The 19,327-nt window shown below is 72.1% G+C and carries 21 protein-coding genes; 8 read left to right on the top strand and 13 right to left on the bottom strand.

The annotated features are described in order from the left end of the window. Window positions 1-85 precede the first annotated feature (85 nt). From O7626_RS33975 to O7626_RS33965, 3 genes are all read right to left on the bottom strand, one after another. Complete coding sequence (locus O7626_RS33975; protein ID WP_278065076.1) at window positions 86-1,066, bottom strand: alpha/beta hydrolase family protein; 981 nt, start codon at window positions 1,064-1,066, stop codon at window positions 86-88. Between the two features lie 138 nt (window positions 1,067-1,204). Continuing rightward, window positions 1,205-1,396 (bottom strand): DUF397 domain-containing protein, encoded by a 192-nt coding sequence (locus O7626_RS33970; protein ID WP_278065075.1) that lies wholly within the window; start codon window positions 1,394-1,396, stop codon window positions 1,205-1,207. Further along, complete coding sequence (locus O7626_RS33965; protein WP_278065074.1) at window positions 1,387-2,166, bottom strand: helix-turn-helix transcriptional regulator; 780 nt, start codon at window positions 2,164-2,166, stop codon at window positions 1,387-1,389. Before O7626_RS33965 ends, O7626_RS33970 begins: the two co-directional genes overlap by 10 nt. Before the next feature lie 426 nt (window positions 2,167-2,592). Between O7626_RS33965 and O7626_RS33960 the strand changes: the two genes are divergently transcribed. Both O7626_RS33960 and O7626_RS33955 read left to right on the top strand, forming a co-directional pair. Then, window positions 2,593-2,910 (top strand): hypothetical protein, encoded by a 318-nt coding sequence (locus O7626_RS33960; RefSeq protein ID WP_278065073.1) that lies wholly within the window; start codon window positions 2,593-2,595, stop codon window positions 2,908-2,910. 71 nt (window positions 2,911-2,981) lie between these two features. Next, entirely contained in the window at window positions 2,982-4,016 is a 1,035-nt protein-coding gene (locus O7626_RS33955; RefSeq protein WP_278065072.1) for a DUF4192 domain-containing protein, read from the top strand. An 89-nt stretch (window positions 4,017-4,105) separates the two neighbouring features. On the opposite strand, the gene O7626_RS33950 is transcribed toward O7626_RS33955, so the two are convergent. Together O7626_RS33950 and fdhD are read right to left on the bottom strand one after the other, a co-directional pair. Continuing rightward, window positions 4,106-4,582, bottom strand: a complete 477-nt coding sequence (locus O7626_RS33950) for a nuclear transport factor 2 family protein (protein WP_278065071.1) — start codon at window positions 4,580-4,582, stop codon at window positions 4,106-4,108. 223 nt (window positions 4,583-4,805) lie between these two features. Beyond that, window positions 4,806-5,663: a formate dehydrogenase accessory sulfurtransferase FdhD gene (gene fdhD / locus O7626_RS33945; RefSeq protein ID WP_278065070.1), complete on the bottom strand. Its 858-nt coding sequence runs from the start codon at window positions 5,661-5,663 to the stop codon at window positions 4,806-4,808. A gap of 60 nt (window positions 5,664-5,723) precedes the next feature. Between fdhD and O7626_RS33940 the strand changes: the two genes are divergently transcribed. Both O7626_RS33940 and O7626_RS33935 read left to right on the top strand, forming a co-directional pair. After that, window positions 5,724-6,353 (top strand): NTP transferase domain-containing protein, encoded by a 630-nt coding sequence (locus O7626_RS33940; RefSeq protein ID WP_278065069.1) that lies wholly within the window; start codon window positions 5,724-5,726, stop codon window positions 6,351-6,353. Then, entirely contained in the window at window positions 6,350-6,601 is a 252-nt protein-coding gene (locus O7626_RS33935) for a DUF6457 domain-containing protein (RefSeq protein WP_278065068.1), read from the top strand. Before O7626_RS33940 ends, O7626_RS33935 begins: the two co-directional genes overlap by 4 nt. Here O7626_RS33935 and O7626_RS33930 read toward each other — a convergent pair. Beyond that, window positions 6,598-7,218 carry a PadR family transcriptional regulator gene (locus O7626_RS33930; protein WP_278065067.1) on the bottom strand — a complete coding sequence of 207 codons (621 nt, stop codon included), beginning with the start codon at window positions 7,216-7,218 and terminating at the stop codon, window positions 6,598-6,600. The genes O7626_RS33935 and O7626_RS33930 overlap by 4 nt on opposite strands. Window positions 7,219-7,300: 82 nt before the next feature. Between O7626_RS33930 and O7626_RS33925 the strand changes: the two genes are divergently transcribed. After that, a complete protein-coding gene (locus tag O7626_RS33925) occupies window positions 7,301-8,188 on the top strand; it encodes a PHB depolymerase family esterase (RefSeq protein WP_278065066.1) in 888 nt (295 codons plus the stop codon). A 200-nt stretch (window positions 8,189-8,388) separates the two neighbouring features. Continuing rightward, a complete protein-coding gene (locus O7626_RS33920; RefSeq protein WP_278065065.1) occupies window positions 8,389-9,513 on the top strand; it encodes a hypothetical protein in 1,125 nt (374 codons plus the stop codon). Window positions 9,514-9,616: 103 nt separating this feature from the next. Here O7626_RS33920 and O7626_RS33915 read toward each other — a convergent pair whose 3' ends face one another. Both O7626_RS33915 and O7626_RS33910 read right to left on the bottom strand, forming a co-directional pair. Beyond that, complete coding sequence (locus O7626_RS33915) at window positions 9,617-11,644, bottom strand: beta-propeller domain-containing protein (protein WP_278065064.1); 2,028 nt, start codon at window positions 11,642-11,644, stop codon at window positions 9,617-9,619. A 93-nt stretch (window positions 11,645-11,737) separates the two neighbouring features. Further along, window positions 11,738-12,196: an Lrp/AsnC family transcriptional regulator gene (locus O7626_RS33910; protein WP_278066442.1), complete on the bottom strand. Its 459-nt coding sequence runs from the start codon at window positions 12,194-12,196 to the stop codon at window positions 11,738-11,740. Between the two features lie 67 nt (window positions 12,197-12,263). Between O7626_RS33910 and ddaH the strand changes: the two genes are divergently transcribed. Next, window positions 12,264-13,088, top strand: a complete 825-nt coding sequence (ddaH, locus tag O7626_RS33905; RefSeq protein ID WP_278065063.1) for a dimethylargininase — start codon at window positions 12,264-12,266, stop codon at window positions 13,086-13,088. A gap of 44 nt (window positions 13,089-13,132) precedes the next feature. Here ddaH and O7626_RS33900 read toward each other — a convergent pair whose 3' ends face one another. Then, on the bottom strand, window positions 13,133-14,335 hold the full coding sequence (locus tag O7626_RS33900; protein ID WP_278065062.1) for an ABC transporter substrate-binding protein: 1,203 nt from the start codon (window positions 14,333-14,335) through the stop codon (window positions 13,133-13,135). A 46-nt stretch (window positions 14,336-14,381) separates the two neighbouring features. Continuing rightward, window positions 14,382-15,305 (bottom strand): alpha/beta hydrolase, encoded by a 924-nt coding sequence (locus O7626_RS33895; protein ID WP_278065061.1) that lies wholly within the window; start codon window positions 15,303-15,305, stop codon window positions 14,382-14,384. Between the two features lie 164 nt (window positions 15,306-15,469). Here O7626_RS33895 and O7626_RS33890 point away from each other — a divergent pair, with 164 nt between their 5' ends. Beyond that, window positions 15,470-16,084 (top strand): bacterial proteasome activator family protein, encoded by a 615-nt coding sequence (locus O7626_RS33890; RefSeq protein WP_278065060.1) that lies wholly within the window; start codon window positions 15,470-15,472, stop codon window positions 16,082-16,084. Between the two features lie 78 nt (window positions 16,085-16,162). On the opposite strand, the gene O7626_RS33885 is transcribed toward O7626_RS33890, so the two are convergent. From O7626_RS33885 to serS, 3 genes are all read right to left on the bottom strand, one after another. Further along, the gene (locus O7626_RS33885; RefSeq protein ID WP_278065059.1) at window positions 16,163-16,984 is read right to left on the bottom strand and encodes an HAD family hydrolase; all 822 of its coding nucleotides are present in this window, start codon (window positions 16,982-16,984) and stop codon (window positions 16,163-16,165) included. Beyond that, on the bottom strand, window positions 16,984-17,805 hold the full coding sequence (locus tag O7626_RS33880; protein WP_278065058.1) for a Cof-type HAD-IIB family hydrolase: 822 nt from the start codon (window positions 17,803-17,805) through the stop codon (window positions 16,984-16,986). Before O7626_RS33880 ends, O7626_RS33885 begins: the two co-directional genes overlap by 1 nt. A 175-nt stretch (window positions 17,806-17,980) precedes the next feature. After that, on the bottom strand, window positions 17,981-19,237 hold the full coding sequence (gene serS / locus O7626_RS33875; protein ID WP_278065057.1) for a serine--tRNA ligase: 1,257 nt from the start codon (window positions 19,235-19,237) through the stop codon (window positions 17,981-17,983). Window positions 19,238-19,327: the final 90 nt, after the last annotated feature.

Here is a 19,327-nt window from a genome sequence, read left to right as displayed (position 1 = left end):
ACTGTCCCGTTGCCCGCACCGTCACGGTCCACTCAGGTCGGAGCGGGAGCGACCGGTCCCGGCCACCCCCGCTCCGACCTCGGAGTCAGCGCAGCGCGGAGAGGAGCATCGGCAGCGAGCGGTGCAGTTCCCGCTCCCAGTACGCGGGCTGGTGGGTGCCCCGGTAGTAGTGGGTCACGACCGGGACGCCTCGGCGGCGTAGCTCAGCTTCCAGGGAGACGTTCAGGACGCGGTCGAACCTTTCGATGTCCTGGTCCACCTCGCCGGTGTCCGGACCGTCCAACGGGCCGAGCTCGCCGTCGCCGCAGCTGAGGAAGACCGGCGTGTGCCGGAGCGCACCGGCGAGCTGGTACGGGTCGTGGCGCTCCCAGTTCGCGCGCTGCGCGACCGGGTCCCCCCACAGGTCGAGGTAGGGGGCGCCATTCGGGTCGGCGAACGCGAACTGCCAGCGGGCGACCGATTCCGGATGCAGCAGGTGGACCGGGCCGCTGTAGCTGGCCACCGCCCGGAACATGCCCGGCCGGTGCCCGGCGTAGAGAAGCGCGCCGTAGCCGCCCATCGACGCCCCCGCAACGGCCCGGCGGGTGCCGGCACCGTAACCGCGTTCCAGGATGGAGCGCACCTCGTCGAGATGGAACGTCTCCCACGCCGGTGCCCCGAAGCGGCCCCCGTTCCACCAGTTGGTGTAGTACCCGCCCGGATCTCCGCCGTCCGGCATGACCACGAGGACGTTCCGGAGCGCGCGCAGTTGCGCGACGTCGGTCTGCGTCACCCAGTCCTCGTGCGAGCCGAACATGCCGTGTAGCAGGTAGAGCACCGGCCACCGGTCGTGCCGGTCACGCCGGTCCCAGCCGTCCGGAGTGAGCAGCCGGACCTTCGCGTCGCCGCCGAGCGCGGGCGAGGCGATCGTCAGATCGACCAGACGGTCGCCGACCCGCTGCTCGGCGATCACCGCGGCCTTCGATGCCGCCGTGCCGGTCGTGCCGACGCTCGCGGCTGCCGGCACGGAGCCGAGCACCGCCGCCGTCAACAGTCCCGCCACCAGCGGAATAGCAATTCTTCTCATGCGACAAGGGTCGTTTCCGGCGCGGTGCCGGCACATCGGGTACCGCCCGCACGTTCCCCTGAACCCAGGACGACATTCAGGTCAGGTGATTCCACCGGGGCGGCTCCGGGGTTTCGACACCCACTCCCCGGCGTCTGGTCAGGGGTGTCGGGCCAGGTCCCTGACGAAGGCGTGCCAGGTGTCGGGGGTGAAGGTGAGGGTGCCGCCGTCGCGGTCCTTGCTGTCCCGCACGAACACCCGCCCCGGCAGGTTGTCGGCGACTTCGACGCAGCTTCCGCCGTTGGGAGTGGATCGCGTGCTCTTGCGCCAGGCAGCGCCGGTCATGTCCATGACTTTGCCACTTCCTTGAGCAGGTCCAGGGATTGGCGGGCAGGCAACGCGACCGCGCTGACATCGTCCCAGACGGCGTGCAGTGCTGTCACCTGACTGGGGCTGGTGACGGTCTGTCCCTCCAGGTGGTTGTCGAGATAGCCGACGTCCTCGGCATCCGTGAAGCTGGCGAGTTCCAGCGGTCCGCCCCAACCGAGGTGGGCAGGGGCGTCTGACGGGATGACCCGGATGGTGATGTTCGGTCGCTCCGCGAGTGCGACGAGGTGCTGGAGTTGCTCCGGCATGATCGTCGGCTCACCGCGTCGGAGGACGAGTTCGTCGACAACAGCCGAGACGCGTGGTGGATTCGGGCGATCAAGAATGGCCTGCCGGCTCAGCCGAAGCTGAACTCTGCTCTCCAACTCGTCGGACTGGAGTGGTGCGCAGGAGAGAACCATCCGGGCATACCGTTCCGTCTGGAAGAGGCCAGGGATCACGAGGGCGCCGTACAGGCGCAGGGCGGTGGCCTTCTCTTCGTATTCGAGCCAGGGGCGTAGCCAGACCGGGGCGAGTTCCTGCATGACGAAGCTCTCGTAGAAGACCGCCAGCGAGGTGCCGAACTCGTTGTCGACGGCGAGGAGATAGTCGGGCTTCGCCGGCCGGGTGCCGCGCTCCACGGCGCTGACGTGCTGGGCCGAGAAGTAGAGCCGGGCTCCCCACTCGTCCTGGCTGAGCCCTTCGGCCGCTCTCCGACGCCGCAGTTCCCATAGCACGAACTCACTCGCTGACATAGTCATTCGCACTCTCCGAATCTCCACGAAAATTCGTGATCCGCTACGCCCCTACACCTCCGTGGCCGGTCCGAACACCTGGCCGTCGCCCATCTTCCCGGGCTGGCCATTCGGCGTCCAGAGTGGAAGGCAAGCGCATTCGTCCGGATCCGCCGCGCTGTTCTCCCCAAGGACGGGCGGATGTGCGCGGGGACGGTGTCGGGGTGTACGCCACCGGCGCCGTCCCCGCTTCCATCGCATCGTGTCGGCGACGGAGGAAGGGATCACGGAATTGCGATCTCGATCAGATCCGGTGCACCGTCGGGACTGGCGCCGACTCTGGCGCTACTGCCAATGCGGATACCGCTGCGGATTCCGTCGGCGATGCACCGGGTCCACCGGGTCCACCGCGTCCCCGTTGCCGCGCCTGCGGTCCAGGAACTCCCGGTGGTGACGCGCCGGCCGTACGCCGGGTTCCGGCCGCACACCCCGGTCCGCCCGGTGTTCCGCTGCCGGGAGTGCGGCGGAGCCTGGCCGTGCCAGCCCGTCCGGCTGGTGCTGCTGGCGATGTACCGGGACGACCGGCGCCGGCTGGCCGCCTTCCTGGCCGCGCGGCTGCTGGCCGCGATCGAGGATCAGCCCTACAGCGAGCCGATGGAGCTTGCCGAGCGGTTCCTGGGCTGGCTTCCAAAGACATCGAAAATATCCGATGCGAAAGGCGGCAACTCGCAGATGACGGCTGACCAGCGGAACTACCGAGAGTAGCTGTGGATGGGCTCGGGCGTGTCGTCCACAGGGTCTCCGGCCATGGTCGCCGGCTCGGCAGGCTCCCCGGCATGACCTCGAATGACCGGGCCATCCTCGCCGTCCGCTCGACCGCCGACCTGCTCGCGGCCGTGCCGTACCTGCTGGGTTTCCATCCGGCCGACAGCCTGGTGGTGATGGCGCTGCGCGGCAACCGGGTCGTCTTCGTCGCCCGGGGCGACCTGCCCGAGATCACCGGGCCGGCTGCCGCCGACGAGATCGGCGAGGCCGCCGCGCAGGTCGCGGCGATCGTCGCCCGCCAGCACGTCGAGATCACGACCGTCATCGGGTACGGCGAGCCGGCCCGGGTCACCCCCACGGTCGACGCGGTGACCGCCGCGCTCGGCCGAGCCGGACTGCCGGTGCTGGAGGCTCTCCGGGTGACCGGCGACCGCTACTGGTCGTACGTCTGTGACGATGCCGGATGCTGTCCACCGGATGGCCGCCCGTTCGACTGCTCGACCAGCCAGCTCGCGGCGGCGGCCACCTTCGCCGGCCAGGTCGCGCTGCCCGACCGGGACGCCCTGGCCCGGCGGCTCGCCCCGCTCGACGGACCGGCCCGGGACGAGCTGCGGAAGGCGGCCGGCCGGGCGGAGATCCGCCTCCAGGCGTTGCTGGCCGAGGACCGGCCCGACCCTCCGCACGGCCGCCGGGCGCTGCGCCGGGCCGGCCGTGCGGCGGTACGCGAGGCGACGGACCGCTACCGGAACGGCGGACAGCTCACCGACGACGAGGTGGCCTGGCTGTGCCTGCTCATGGTGCACCTGCCGGTCCGGGACGACGCGTGGCAGGCGACCGGCGGCGAGGAGTGGCACCTCACGCTCTGGACGGACGTACTCCGTCGGGCGGAGCCCGAACTGGTGCCCGCCCCGGCCACCCTGCTCGGCTTCGCCGCCTGGCGGGCCGGGCAGGGTGCCCTGGCCAGCGTGGCGGTGGAACGAGCGCTCGCGGCACAGCCCGACTACTCGTTCGCGCAACTCCTGGCCGAGGCGTTGCAGGCCGGCATCGGCCCCTCCGTACTCGACGGTTGGCCCGACCTCGACTCCGACCCTTGCCCCGAGACGTGAAGACAGACAAAGGGGCTACCCGCTGGCCGTCTGCTCGGCCAACGCGGCCGGGGCCGCTTGCCGGCACCCGGACCGACCATCACAGTCGGCTAGCGTCCCGCCCCGGCATCCGCCCTGGCATTCGGGTCGGCATCCGCCCCGGCATTCGGGTCGGCAGCCGGGCCGCAGGCGAGTGCGATGGCGAGACTGTCCTCGTAGACGTGGTGCCGGACGACCAACCCGTCCTCGACGGTGAGGTGCAGGGCGAACCGGGTGTTGAAGCGCCGGCCGGTGACCCGTATGGTCTGCGCGGTCTCGCCGGTCACCACCGCGTGCCGGCCGTCCACCAGGATGTGCTCGATGGTGAGCGAGCCCTGCCCCGGCACGCAGTTCGCAGCCAGCGTCCGGTGGTGGTCGGCGACGTCCGCCCGGCTGGACCGGGGGCGGATCCACGGCGCCGCCGGGTGGGTCGGCTCGGGCCAGTTGACCTGCCAGTCGACCGTCTCGGCGTAGAGCGCGGCGGCGTGGTCAGGGTCGCCGGTGCCGATCCGACGCAGCAGTTCCTCGACCGTGCTCCGGATGTCCATGAGAAGCCTCCAGCGATCTTCCGTGCCTGTCCGACGAGCCTGCCATCGCAGAGCCGTGCCGGCGATTACCTCCGAGGTAGGGCCGGGGCTGCCCGGGAACCTGGTGGGCGCAGAAACGGGGCAGCTCGACATTCCGCGCCGGAGACACCTGCCGCCGCCGCGGCCCGCACCGGACCGGCCCGCACCGGACCGCACCGGGCCGGGCCGGGCGTACGGGTGCGGCTCAGACCTGGATCCGCCTGTCCCCGGTGTACACGTTCATGGTGTTGCCCCGGAGGAAGCCGACCAGGGTCATCCCGGCCTCGGTCGCCAGCTCGGCAGCGAGGGTGCTCGGCGCGGAGACGGCGGCGAGCAGCGGGATGCCGGCCATCCAGGCCTTCTGGGTGAGTTCGAAGCTGGCCCGGCCGGAGACCAGCAGCAGGTGCCCGCGCAGCGGGAGCCGCTGTTCCCGGACGGCCCAGCCGACCACCTTGTCGACCGCGTTGTGCCGCCCGACGTCCTCGCGCAGCACGACGAGCTTCCCGTCGGCGCTGAACAGCCCGGCGGCGTGCAAACCGCCGGTACGGTCGAATCCGCGCTGGGCGGCCCGGAGCTGCTCCGGCAGCTCGGCGAGGGTACGCGCCGGCACGGTCACCGGGTCCGTCGACACGTCGTGCGGGGAGCGGGTCCGGACGGCGTCGATGCTGGCCTTGCCGCACACCCCGCACGAGCTGGTGGTGTAGAAGTTCCGGGCCGGATCGGTGGCCGGTGCCGGTACGCCGTCGGCGAGCACGACGTCCACCACGTTGTAGGTGTTCGGCGTGTCGGTGCCGGCGCAGAGCTGCGCCGTGCGCACGTCGTCGGCGTTCCGGATGATCCCCTCGGTGAGCAGGAACCCGATCGCCAGGTCGAGGTCGTCGCCCGGGGTACGCATGGTGACCGCCAGCGGGGCACGCCGGTCCGGGCCGGCCGGACCCACCCGGATCTCCAGCGGCTCCTCGGCGGCGAGACTGTCCTGCCGGCGTACCGCGAGCCGATCACCCGGCTGCGCCGGGTCCAGGTCTATCCGCAACACGCGCCGCCGACCACTGGCTCGTCCCATGCCCACAATCCTGCCTCGCGACCCGCCGGCTCTCGCGGCAAGCCCGGTTACCGTTACCGGATGACCGGTCTGGAGTCGTCCATCCCACCCGCTCCGCCCCGGTACGCGGCGGTGGTGCTGGCCGGCGGGGCCGCCCGCCGGATGGGTGGCGCGGACAAGCCGGCGTTGCCGGTGGGGGGCCGGCCGATGCTGGACCGGGTACTCGCGGCGGTCGCCGACGCCGATCCCCGGATAGTGGTCGGCCCGGCCGGTGACCTCCCGGCGGGAACATTGACGACACGTGAGCAACCGTCCGGCGGCGGCCCGGTCGCCGCCCTCGCCGCCGGCCTGACCCTGCTCCCCACGGGCGTCGTCGCCCTGCTTGCCGCCGACCTGCCGTTGCTGACCCCGGACGCGGTGCGCCGGCTGCGTACCGCGCTGGTCCGGGCTGCCGAGGCCGACGGCGTGGTCTACGTCGACGAGGACGGGCGGGGGCAGTTCCTCTGCGGGGTCTGGCGGGTGGCGCCGCTACGGGCCGCGTTGACCCGGCTGGCCGCCGGTCGCGACGGCGTGCTCACCGGTACGTCGATGCGTGCGCTGGTCGCCGAACTGACCGTCGGCACGGTGGGGTGGCGGGGGACGGGGCCGCCGCCCTGGTTCGACTGCGACACTGAGGACGACGTACGCCGGGCGGAGGAGTGGATCAGATGAACGCGATGGACCGCTGGGTGGCGGCGGCCTGTGCCGAACTCGACCTGGAGCCGGCCGACGTCGACGTGCCCCGGGTACTCGACCTGGCCCGCGACGTGGCGCACAACGTGCTCCGGCCCGGCGCACCGGTCACGGCGTACCTGCTCGGGGTCGCGGTCGGTCGCGGCGCGGACCCGGCGGTGGCGGCGGCCGGTCTCGCAGACCTGGCCGCCCGCTGGCCGGCAGAGAACGGCGACACCGGCGCCTAGCTGGGCAGGTCTGCCAGCGACCCGGGCGGGGTGGGCGGCCAGGTCCGGCCCTCGCGGCGGAGCCGGGCGAGTTCGGTCATCCGGTCGGCCATCCACCGGCACCACTGGATCCGTGGCAGTGTGCCGGCCAGCGCCAGCTCCAGGGTGGCGAAGGCGCCGAACTGCGGATGCAGCGGATCGTCCGCGTGCCGGGACAGCAGGTCGGCGTGCTGTGCCCGGAAGTCGTCCAGCCGGCGCTGGTAGACCTCGGCCTCGGCGAGATAGAACTCGCGCATCCCGTCGGGATCGGCTGCGGCCAGCGCGTACGTCTTGAGGATCGCCTCGTCCCGCAAGGCCCGGGGCGCGGGCGGCTCGACCAGCCAGGCGGCCAACGCCTCGCGGCCGACGTCGGTGAGCCGGTGTGTCTTGCGCTGCCGTGGCCCCGGCCCGGCCTCGGCGTCGTGCTCGATGAGCCCGCTCGCCGACAGCCGGGCCAGTTCGGGATAGATCTGGCTCTGCTGGGCGGTCCAGTAGTAGCCGATCGGCTTGCGCATCCGCTGGACCAGCTCGTAGCCGGTGAGCGAGCCACGGTGGAGGGCGCAGAGCAGGGCGCAACCCAGCGTACTGACGGTAGCCAAACTGTTATCTCCCGGAGCGGCAATGCTATGTCGATTCTGACATAGTCTCGCGACTAGCAAGGGCACATCGAACGGGGCACTGATGCGCAGCGTTGGACGATCCATCCTGACGGCGATCGCGTTGTTGGCGATTATTGGCACGACCGCGGCCTGCGGTACGGAAGACTGCTGCGCCGACCCGGGTGCGCCCCGGGCAGCCCGACCGGCGGTCTCTCCGGCGCCCGGCGACCACACCCTGGCGATCGACTGGGCCGGCAAGGAACGGACCTGGGCGCTGCACGCCCCGGCCGGCTACCGCCCCGGAGCGCCCACCCCGCTGGTCGTGGCCCTGCACGGGACCGACCAGAGCCCCGAAGGGCTACGGGACATCAGCGGGCTCGACGCCCTCGCCGACACCGAAGGTTTCCTGGTCGCCTATCCGAAGGCGCTGGACAAGCAGTTCAGCCGAGCAACCGAGCAGGGCGACGACATCAACTTCGTCCGGGCGCTGGTCGACAAGATGGTCAAGGAGTGGTCGGTCGACCCGGCCAGGGTCTACGCGACGGGGTTCTCCTCTGGCGGCGAGCTGACGTACGCGCTCGGGGTCGAGGCACCCGAGGTGTTCGCGGCGATCGCGCCGGTCAGCGGGGCGTTCGCCGCCGGCCCTGCCGCAAGTGACCCGAACTACAAGCCGGGCAGGCCGGTCGGTCTGATCACCTTCATCGGCCGGGAGGACCGCAACTCCACCCGGATGTACTCCGGGCTGTCCCGTTGGCAGAAGAACCTGAACTGCACCGTCGGGACGCCAGCCTGGGTCGACGGAGGCCGGACGGTGAACCGTACGAGCAGCACCTGCCCGGACGGCAGCCAGGTCGTCGACTACACGGTGAACGGGATGGGGCACGCCTGGCCGTCTGCGAGTGGCTTTCCGGCCGCCGTCGACGCCACCACCGCGATGTGGGAGTTCTTCGCCGCGACCTCCCGTCGCTAGCCGCGAGGCCGGAAAGGCATATGCCGTTCGAGCGTGATTCCACGGTGTCATCAGGATGACACCGTGGAATCACGCCGAACCGGAAGTGCCTCCCGGCCCGCCGGCCAATGGATCATCTAGTGTCCGATCGGGGTCCGCACTATCCCGGCCGACCGGCCGGCTGGGTAGGGTGTGCGGTGCCCTGACGGACGGAGGCGACTATGGCGGCTGACAACCCTGCGGCGCCGCGGGACGAAGTGACCGGGGGAGGCCCGACGGCGAAGGGGGGCCCGATCGAGCACCACGAATCGATCCTCCTCGACGAGCCGACCACCGCCGACCTTCGGGTGAAGGTGACCGAGGCGTGGCAGGAGTTCGCCCGGGCCCTCGCCGGCCAGCTGCGCGGCCTGCCCACCGGCACCCGGATCGCACTCACCCTCGATCCCACCGCCTCCGGCACCGGGGACGCCGTCTACTCGCTCAGCATCGAGCTGGGCGTGGACGACCGGGTCGACCTGCGGGCGGTGGGCAACGCCGTACTGCCCCAGGGCTATCGCCTGGACCGGTCCGCGATCGCCGACATGATCGCCCTCGGCTGGTCGCCGCCCGGGGTGGTCGAGGGCTCCGGTGAGCACTTCGGGATGCGGGCCAGTACAGCCGAGGCGCCCCGGCTGGCCACCACCGTGTCGCGGACCCTGCGCGACGTGTACGGCGCACCGCACCCGGCCTTCCTCGTCTTCCTGGTGCACGACGAGTCCGACGAGCCGATACCCGTCGAGCCGCTCGGCACCGCCCGGCCCGAGGTCGCGGCGGACCCGACCCTCGACCTCGACCTCGACGAGGCGCTCGCGGTGGCCAGGGCCGCGCAGAGCGGCAACGACACGCTGGCCCTGGAGGACCGGGTCCGGACGGTGGTCTCGGCGATGCTGAAGTCGTCGGCGGACCAGCTCCAGCTCGACTCCGACGGCGACATCGGCATCCGGGCCGGCTCGGCGATGGTCTTCGTACGGGTCCGGGACAATCCGCCGCTTGTCGACGTCTTCTCCCCGGTGCTCACCGAGGTCGAGCCGACCGAACAGCTCTACGTCAAGCTCTCCGAGCTGACCAACCGGATGCCGATCGGGCGCCTCTACTGCACCAACGACACCGTCTGGGCCTCCATCCCGGTCTTCGGCCGTAACTTCCAGGCCACCCACCTGATGCTCGCCGTCCAGGTGATGACCGGGCTCGCCGACGAGCTGGACGACCGGCTGCACGGCGAGTTCGGCGGCCGGCGGTTCTTCGGCGAGGGCGACAAGCCGCCGCACCGGGACGCGGGCGAGCACCGGACCGGGATGTACCTGTAACCGCCGTCCCGCCCGGCGGCACCGGCGGCGTCCCGGGCGGCGGCATCGGCGGCGTCCCGGGCGGCGGCACCGGCGTTTTGTCGGCGGTGGCGGGACCGGCGGATCACAGCGGGATCGTGCCCAGCGTGCCGAGGGTGCCGAGGTCGGTCGCCTGGACGGTCGCGTCCGAGACGGTCCAGAGCACCCCGTCGACCATCAACGACCGGCGGATCAGCCCGCTCGTGTCGTTGGTACGCGGCTTCGGGTGCGCGACCAGCCCGCTCTCGGTGAAGCCGCCGTCGGCGACCCGAAGCACCAGTGCGCCGCCGACGGGTGCGGACCCGCCGTCGACGCCGGTCGGCTCGTACCTGCTCACCGGCACCACCAGGGTGCCGTCGGCCGGCCAGTAGAGGAACGCGTGTGGGTCGAACTCGGCCTCGGAGTGGCCGTACCGGACGTGGTGCTGGGCGATCCGGGTCGGCCTGGTCAGGTCGGAGACGTCGAAGAGGGAGACCTGGGTGCCCTCGGTCCGCCCCTGCGCGTTCGCCTCCTGGCCGATCCCGATCAGCCGCCCGTTACCGGCCGGATGCAGGTACGACGAATACCCGGTGATCTTCAACTCGCCGGTGACCTTCGGCTTCCCGGGGTCACGCAGGTCCACTGTGTACAGCGGGTCGGTCTGCCGGAAGGTGACCACGTAACCGGTGCCCTCGACGAACCGCACGCTGTAGATGCGTTCGCCCTTGCCCAGCCCGGTGACCCGGCCGGTCTCGGTAAGCGTCCGCCCGTCGGCGCGCAGCACGTACACCGCGGAACTGGACTTCGGCTTCTCCCCCCAGGTACGCCCCGTGGTGGTGGCCACCCGCAGGTGCCCGTCCCACTCCGAGAGCGCGTACTGGTTGACCAGCCAACCCGGCACGGTGGCGGCGGTGACGTAGCGGGGTCGGCCGGTGCCGGAGACGTCGAACTGGTAGATCTCGGTCTGCTCGTCCTTCGGGTCGGGCCCCCGGTCGGCGGCGGTCAGCGCCGGGAGTACCCGCCAGCGCTGGTCGCTGGCGAGATAGAGCCGGGACCCGTTGCTGTAGACGGTGTCGCCGTCGGCGGCCACCGCCACCGGGTCGCCGTCGCCGAGGCCGGCGGCGCCGAGGTCGAAGCTGAGCAGGGTGACGATCGAGGTGCCGGAGTAGACGGCCGGCCGGCTCAGCCGGTCACAGCCGACCCGCCCGGTGCTGACCTGTCCGCCGCCGCCCGTGCTGGTCTCGTAACGGGGCAGCCAGGCGTCGACGGGCGCCCGGTCGATGATCTTCCGGTTGGCGGCGAGGTTCTTCTTCTCGTCGACCGGCCCCGCTCCCTTGTTCAGCGGGAAGTCGAGCCGGGGCCGGGAGCGGATCACCACCCGGACCGTCGGGCCGACCTGCCGGGCGTCGACCAGCCCACCGTCGATCCGGAAGTCGCCGACGACCTTCGGCGGGCCGGCCAGGTCGACCAGGACCAGCCGGGGGCCGGCGATGGCCTGTTGGTCGTCGGCCGGCGGTACCCCGGGCCGGCCCGGCCGGACACCGCCGCGATAGGCGATCCCGTGTTCCCGGACCAGCACCAGCGCCCGGTCGCCGTGCAGCAGCAGGTCGGCGTCGGCCCAGCCGTCGTCCGGGTCGGTGTCCAGCCGCAGGGTGCCGGTCAGCCGCCGGCTCGCCGGATCGATCACCCGCAGCGTGCCCCCGGCGACCGTCACGATGCGCCGGCCGTCGGTCTTCACCAGGTCCGGCTCGTCCACCCCGGCCTCGTGGGTGTTGGTGCCGGAGTAGCCGGAGTTCGCCTTGGGGGCGGCGGCGTCGGCGGCGGACATGTCGGCACCGGCGGCACGTTCGGCGCCACCGTCGGTGGCCTGGAACGCGGGTTCGAGCCCGCCCGGCAGCCCGTACGGCCCGACGTGCGCCCTGGCCGCGGACCGCAACCCGGCGAGTGCGCTCGCGCAGGAGTCGAAGGCGACCAGCCGCATCCCGCCGGCCGGTACCCCGGGGTCGCGCGACGGCGACGGTGCGGGCTCCGGCGCGGAGGTGCAGCCGCTGAGCAGTGTGCCGGTCAGTGTCAGACCGGCGACGATCGCCGTACCGGTGGCGGCGCCGGATCGAGTTCCCCGTCCAGGAGTCATGTCCGGTTCGACGCGGCGTACCGCGCCCACGGTTCCCGCTCCACTTCCCCACCCCTTCCCGCGTCGGTCGGGCCGCGCCGCTTCCCGCGTCGGTCAGGCCGGAGCGGGTGCGACGGTTGGCGAGTCGACCAGCCGGGACAGCACGATCATGCTCCGGGTGGAGGTGACGAAGGGCTCGGCGCGGAGCCGCTCCAGCGCCTGCTCCAGGTGGGCGATGTCGGCCGCCCGCAGGTGGACCAGCGCGTCGGCCTCGCCGGAGACGGTGTAGGCGGCGACCACCTCGGGATGCCGCCGGGTCGCCACGGTGATCTGGGTCGGCGTCGTCCGCCCGGTGCAGAACAACTCCACGAACGCCTCGGTGCTCCAGCCGACCGCCGCCGGGTCGATGACGGTGGTGAATCCCCGGATGACCCCGGCCGCCCGCAGCCGGTCGACCCGCCGCTTCACCGCCGGAGCGGAGAGCGAGACCCGGGAGCCGATCTCCGCGTACGAGGCGCGGGCGTCGGCGACGAGCGAAGCAATGATTCGCTGGTCCACGCCGTCGATCTGCAACGTTCCGCCTCTCTCAGGCAACAGTTCTGGCTGTTAGTAAACCTGTACCGTACCTACCCTTGGATCCGTGAACCAGCCGAGGATCCCAAGAAAGCGGACATATCTTCTGTGTCCGCCGGAGTACTTCACCGTGGAGTACGCGATCAACCCGTGGATGGACACCGACACCCCGGTCGACCGGGAGCTGGCGGTCAAGCAGTGGCACGGACTGCGGGAGGCGCTGCTCGGTCTCGGTCACACCGTGCACGAACTCCACCCGGAACCCGGGCTGCCGGACATGGTCTACGCGGCCAACGGCGCCTTCGTGGTCGACGGCACCGTCTACGGCGCCCGGTTCCGGCACCCCCAGCGGACCGCCGAGGCGGCGGCGCACCGGGCCTTCTACGACGAGCACGGCTGGCCGTTCGTCGCACCCGCCGAGATCAACGAGGGCGAGGGCGACTTCGCGTACCTCCCGGCGGCGCACGGCGGCCTGATCCTGGCCGGGTACGGCTTCCGCACCGAGCTGGCCGCGCACGCCGAGGCGCAGGAGGCGCTGGGTCGGCCGGTCGTCTCGCTGCGCCTGGTGGACCCGCGCTTCTACCACCTGGACACCGCGCTGGCCCCGCTCGACGACGGCAACATCGCGTACTTCCCGCCGGCGTTCTCGGTCGCCGCCCAGCGGGTACTGGCCCAGCTCTTCCCGGACGCGGTTCTGGCCGACGAGGTCGACGCGTTCGCGTTCGGGCTGAACCTGGTCAGCGACGGCCGGCACGTGGTGCTGAACAGCGAGGCCAGCGGGATGGCGGCGAAGGTCGCCGCGGCCGGTCACCTGCCGGTCCCGGTCGAACTGGCCGAGCTGAAGAAGGGCGGCGGCAGCATCAAGTGCTGCGTCGCCGAACTCCGCGCCTGAGCCATCCCGCCGCGACGCCGCGTCCTGCCCTGCCGTGCTGACCGTCAGCCGAGCGTCGCCAACTCGTTGATCAGCACGTTGGAGAGCACCTGCCCGTCCGGCTTCACCTCGCGCAGGTACCACTTCTGCTGCGGGGTACGAGGCTGGTTGAACTGCCACAGGCCGCGCGGGCTGTCGATCTGGCCGACCCGGCCGAGCGCCAGGTTGAGCTGCAACGGGTTGAGATCCGCACCGGCGATCCGGATCCCCTTGTCGAGCACCTGGGCGGCGTCGTAGGAGGCCATCGCGTACGTCGTCGGGGTCGAGCCGTGCGCCTTGCGGAAGGCGGAGGCGAAGCGGCGGTTGGCCGCGTTGTTCAGGTCGGCGGAGTAGTTGAGCGAGGTCACGATCCCCTCGGCCTCCGGCCGGCGGAGCTGGTCGAGCACCGACCCCTCGGTCAGGAAGCCCGGCGCGTAGATCCGGCCGCGGTAACCGGCCAGGCGCAGCTTCTTGAGGAACTCGACCGCCGACTCGCCCGAGAAGAAGCAGTAGATCGCGTCGGGATCGCGGCTGACCAGTTGGTTGATGTGCGGGGCGAAGGCATTCCGGTCCGGCTTGCCGGGGAAGTACTTCGTCCAGATCACCGGGTCGGCGATCCGGTCGTCGGACTCCCCGAAGCTCTGCCGGAAGCCCTGCACCGAGTCGCGGCCGGCGTCGTAGTCCGGGCCGATGATCGCCACCCGGCCGTTCGCCCCGACCGCGTTCTTGACGTACGGCGCCAACGCCCGACCCGGCTCGTCGTTGATGTACGAGGTACGCCAGATGTAGACGACGCTCTGCAACGTCGACGGGGACGCGTTCGATGCGATCAGCGGGATCTTGGCCTGTTCGACCGCGTCCCGCAGGCCGAGCAGGACCGCCGAGTTGACCACTCCGGTGAGCGCCAACACCCGCTGCTTGACGAGCTGGTCCAGGGCGGCCCGGCCGGACTCGGGCGTCTCACCCTCGTCGGCGACGACCAGATCCACCGGATGGCCGCCGAGTCGCTGGTCGTTCAGGTCCAGGTAGAGCTGGAACCCGCGCAGCATCTCGTCGCCGATTGGCTTGTAGACGCCGGACTGTGCGATAATCATGCCGATTCGTACCGGCTCGTCGCTGAGCGGCTCCTCGGTCTCCAGGCCGTCGGAGCCGCCGCACGCGGTGGCCAGCCCGGTGGCGCCGAGCGCGCCCAGCAGTTTGAGTGCTCGTCTGCGGTCCATCTGCGACACGGATTCCTCCCGGAGCGGCGTTAAGGGGCGCAGCCCTCCCGGGGTTCTACCGGGAACGAGATGCTGCGTCAATGCCGCCTGATCTTCCAGCTAGCCAATGTAACTCGGCCAGCACCGCCGGCCACGCGCGAGACAGCGGGTCGATCACCCCGAAGTGCTCGCATTCGGGCAGCTCGACGAAGCGCAGGGCCGCTCCAGGCGCGCCGGCCGCGTACCGGCGGCTCGCCGCCACCGGCACCTGCCGGTCCAGGGCGCCGTGCACGATCGAGGTCCGGACCGGGGGAGGCGCCGAGCGGGTCGGGTCGGCCGCGGCGTACCGGTCCGGGAACTCCTCGGGGCCGCCGCCGAGCAGTGCGGCCACCGCGCCGCCGTCCAGGTCGAGCCGGTACGCCTCGGCGAGGTCCAGCACCGGGGCGAGGGCGAGCACCCCGCGTACCCGGTCCGGGGCGCGCCGCGCGGCCCAGAGCGCCAGGTGCCCACCGGCGGAGTGCCCGAGCAGGATCGGCGGTCCGGGCGCCATCCGGCCGGCCGGGATCACCTCGTCGACCAGTCCCGGCAGCGCGTCGAGCCCGGCCGCGACGTCGTCGAGGGTGCCCGGCCAGCCCCCGCCCGGCTGCCCCGTCCGGCGGTACTCCAACTGGACCACCGGGTAGCCCCGGCCGGCCAGGTCCGCCGCCAGCGGTCCGGTGTGCCGGCGGTCGTACTCGACCCGCCAGAAGCCGCCGTGCACGACCACCACCAGCGGCCGGGCCGTCCCGGCTGTCCCGGTTGTCTCGGCTGTCCCGATCGGGTCGGTCGTGTCGGCGGGCTCGGCGGGCTCGGTCGCGTCGGCCGGCCTGTCGGGCATGCGTAGGTCGGCGACCTGTTCGGGGTCGGTGCCGTACCGCAGGAGGACGTCCGGTGGCGGCGCCGGACGCTCCAGCACCGCCCGTGGGTCGGCGTGCGGCCCGGTGCCGTGCTCCTCGGTCATGTCGCCGACCGTACGGTGCCGGCCGCCGGCCGGCGGCCGGAGGGCACCGGCGACTGCCCGGCGCGCGTGGTTGCGGTGACGCGCTGCGGTGACGCGGTTTCGTGGAGTGGGCTCGTGGGCTGGCCTGGTGGGCGGGGCGTGTCACCGGAGAAGGTTGCGGGAAGATGGTGGGCATGACCGACGTGCCACGTTCCCAGGAAGACAACGACGACTCGGCTCAGGCGGGCAAGCGTCCCGGCGGTGGCGCCGTGCTGGTGGTCGGCCCGGACGGGCGCCCGGTCGGCACCGTGCCGACCGACGGCGAAGCGCCTGGCGAGGACCCGTCGCGGTTGATCGAGCAGCCGGCGAAGGTGATGCGGATCGGCAGCATGATCAAACAGTTGCTGGAGGAGGTCAAGGCGGCGCCGCTCGACGACGCCAGCCGGCAGCGGCTGCGTGAGATCCACCAGCGGTCGATCGTCGAGCTGGAGGACGGGCTCGCCCCGGAGCTGCGCGACGAACTGGAGCGGCTCTCGCTGCCGTTCGGCGAGGACGCCGCGCCGAGCGAGGCGGAGTTGCGGATCGCCCAGGCGCAGCTGGTCGGCTGGCTGGAGGGGCTGTTCCACGGCATCCAGGCGGCGCTTGTCGCTCAGCAGATGGCGGCCCGGATGCAGTTGGAGCAGATGCGTTCCGGTGGGCGTCCCGCGCTGCCGATGGGGCCCGGCGGGATGATCCCGGGGATGCCGGGCAACAACCCCGGGCAGCCCGGCGAGGGTCCCGGCCCCGGCCAGTACCTGTAACCCGCCAGGCAGCACGCCCACCCCGGGGCCGGCTCGGCGCGGAAACCGCCGGTCCGGGGGCTGGTGGCGTACCACGGTTCAGGCCGGCGGATCGGGATCGAGCAGCGCCTCCAGGTACGCCGCCACCCCGTCCTCCTCGTTGCCCGCCGTCACGTCGTCGGCGATCTCCAGTACCGCCGGGTGCGCGTTCGCCACCGCCACCGCCCGGCCGACCCAGGTGAGCATCGGTACGTCGTTCGGCATGTCCCCGAAGGCGACCACCTCGGCGGCGTCGAACCCGTGCCGGGTGCAGTACCAGGCCAGCCCGGCCGCCTTGGTCACCCCGGCCGCCGAGATCTCGACCAGCCCGCTGTACGACGAGTGGGTCGCCTCGGCGAGCCCGGCCAGCGCCCCGGCGACCACCTTCACGAAGACGTCCGGGTCCTGGGCGCCGGCCCGGGCCAGCAGTTTCACCGCCGGTACGGAGTGCAGGTCGGCCGGGGTGTCGAGCATCCGGATGTCCGGGTAGCCCCGGTCCCAGCTGAGCGGATAGGACGTCTCGTGGCGGAACTCGCGGCTGTCGGTCACCTCCACCGCGAAGGCCACCTCGGGCACCTCGGCGCGCAGCCGGCGCACCACCTCGGCGAGCAGCTCCGGAGCGAGCGGGTCGGCCCGGAGCACCTCGTCGGTGACCGGATCGTAGACCACGGCGCCGTTGGCGCAGACCGTCGGCAGCGGCTGGCCCAGCTGCTCGTAGACGTGTCCCAGCCAGCGGATCGGGCGGCCGGTGACCAGGACCACCCCGACGCCCTCGGCGGAGATCCGCGAGATCGCCTCGACGGTACGCGGGCTGACCGTCTTGTCCGCGCGCAGCAGCGTGCCGTCGAGATCCGTGGCCACCAGCCGGGGTAGTCGTCCCATCAGCGCGAGAGTAGTCGGTCGAGGTAGACCGCCACCCCGTCGTCGTCGTTGCGCAGCGTCACCTCGTCGGCGGCCCGCCGCACCGTGGGGTGGGCGTTGGAGACCGCCACCCGGCCCCAGCCGGCCCAGTCGAACATCGGCAGGTCGTTCGGCATGTCGCCGAAGACGAGTACCTCGGCCGGGTCGACGCCGAGGGTCTGGGCCACCACCGCCAGCCCGGTCGCCTTGTCCACCCCGGGCGGGCAGATCTCGATGAAGCCGAATCCGGACTGGGTGATCGACGCCTGTTCCGCCGGCACGATCCGGCGGGCCGTCTCCAGCAGGGCATCCACGTCGTGGTCCGGGGTCCGGGCGAACGCCTTGATCACGTCGCCGCCCAGGCAGTCGATCCGGGTCCGCGCCTCGAACCGCTCCGGGTAGGGCCACACCGCGTCGAAGTCACCCCAGAGCGGGGCACCCGGGGCGTCCAGCGCCTCGACCATCACGGTGAGCGGACCCACCTCCGCCTCCAGGGCCTGGACCAGTTTGGCCAGGTCGGAGCCGGGCAGCCGCTCGTCGCGGAGGATCACCGGCCCGTCCGGGTCGGTCTGGTCGACCACCCGGCCGCCGCCGGCCAGCACCAGGAAGTCGGCGGCCCGGATGTCGTTGCGGGTCAGTTCGGCAAGTCTCGGCCCGCGCCCGGTGGCACCCACCACCGGGATGCCGGCGGCCCGCACCCGGTCCAGCACCTCGTGGGTGTACGCCGACACGCTCTCGTCGGTGCGGACCAGCGTGCCGTCGAGGTCGGTGGCGATCAGCTTCGGCAACCCGGGTCGGGGCATGGTTCCTCCTCCACCCCGCGACCCGCCGTGCCCGCAAGACTGCCGGATCCTGTCGCTACCGGGTCGGGCCGGCGGTGACGGGGCAGCAACCGTATCTCACCTTTTGCGGTCGCTCCATGACATTCGTGTGAAGTGCTTCTCACCAAAGCGGATCACCTCGGTCCGCGCACCCCGGTCACGCCGGTTCGAGTACGTCCCGGCCGCCGAGGTACGGCTGGAGGGCCTTGGGGACCCGTACCGAGCCGTCCGGTTGCTGGTGGTTCTCCAGGATCGGCACCAGCCACCGGGTGGTGGCCAGGGTGCCGTTCAGGGTGGCGGCGGTCTGCGTCCTGCCCTGCTCGTCCCGGTACCGTACGTTCAGCCGGCGGGCCTGGAAGGTGGTGCAGTTCGAGGTCGAGGTGACCTCCCGGTACCGGCCCTGCGACGGCGCCCATGCCTCGCAGTCGTACTTGCGGGCCGCGCTGCTGCCCAGGTCGCCGGCTGCCACGTCGATCACCCGGTACGGCACCTCGACCTTGGCCAGCATCTCCTCCTCCCAGGCCAGCAGCCGCAGGTGCTCGGCGTGCGCCTCGTCCGGGCGGCAGTAGGAGAACATCTCGACCTTGTCGAACTGGTGCACCCGGATGATGCCCCGGGTGTCCCGGCCGTACGACCCGGCCTCCCGGCGGTAGCAGGACGACCAGCCGGCGTACCGGACCGGCTCGGCCAGGTCCAGGATCTCCCCCGAGTGGTACGCCGCCAGCGGCACCTCGCTGGTGCCGACCAGGAACAGGTCGTCGGCCTCCAGCCGGTAGATCTCGCTGGCGTGCGAGCCGAGGAAACCGGTCCCCTCCATCGCCTCCGGCTTGACCAGCGACGGGGTGATGGTCGGGGTGAAGCCGTACTCCACGGCCTGGGCGACGGCGAGTTGCAGCAGGCCGAGCTGGAGCAGCGCGCCGACCCCGGTCAGGTAGTAGAAGCGGCTGCCCGAGGTCTTCGCCCCGCGCTCGACGTCGATCGCCCGCAGCGCCTCACCCAGTTCCAGGTGGTCGCGCGGGTTCTCGATCTCGGGCCGGGTGCCGACCTCACGGAGCACCACGAAGTCGTCCTCGCCACCGGGCGGGGCGCCCTGCTCGACCACGTTCGGGATCGCGTACTGCGCCTGGCGCAGCGCCGCCTCGGCCGCGCCGACGGTCGCCTCGGCCGCCTTCACCTCCGCGGAGAGTTCCTTGGTCCGGGCGAGCAGCCCGGCCTTCTCCGCCGGGTCGGCCTTTGGCATCCGCTTGCCGAGCTGCTTCTGCTCGGCGCGCAGCGCCTCGAAGCGCCCGACCGCCGAGCGCCGCTCCTCGTCGGCCCGGAGCAGGTCGTCGACCGCCGACTCGGACTCGCCACGGGCACGCTGGCTGGCACGGACGGTTTCCGGATCGTCGCGGAGCAGACGCAGGTCAATCACGGGAACCGAGCCTACCGCCGCGCGGAGCGGCACGGGTATCGAGATACGCCCGTCCGGTGCCGGCGTCCGGTGCCGGGGGACGGACCAGGG

The organism is Micromonospora sp. WMMD1102, from assembly GCF_029626265.1.
Lineage (GTDB): Bacteria > Actinomycetota > Actinomycetes > Mycobacteriales > Micromonosporaceae > Plantactinospora.
The sequence above is the reverse complement of the archived record's forward strand: the minus strand, read 5'-3'. Positions and strand labels throughout refer to the sequence as shown.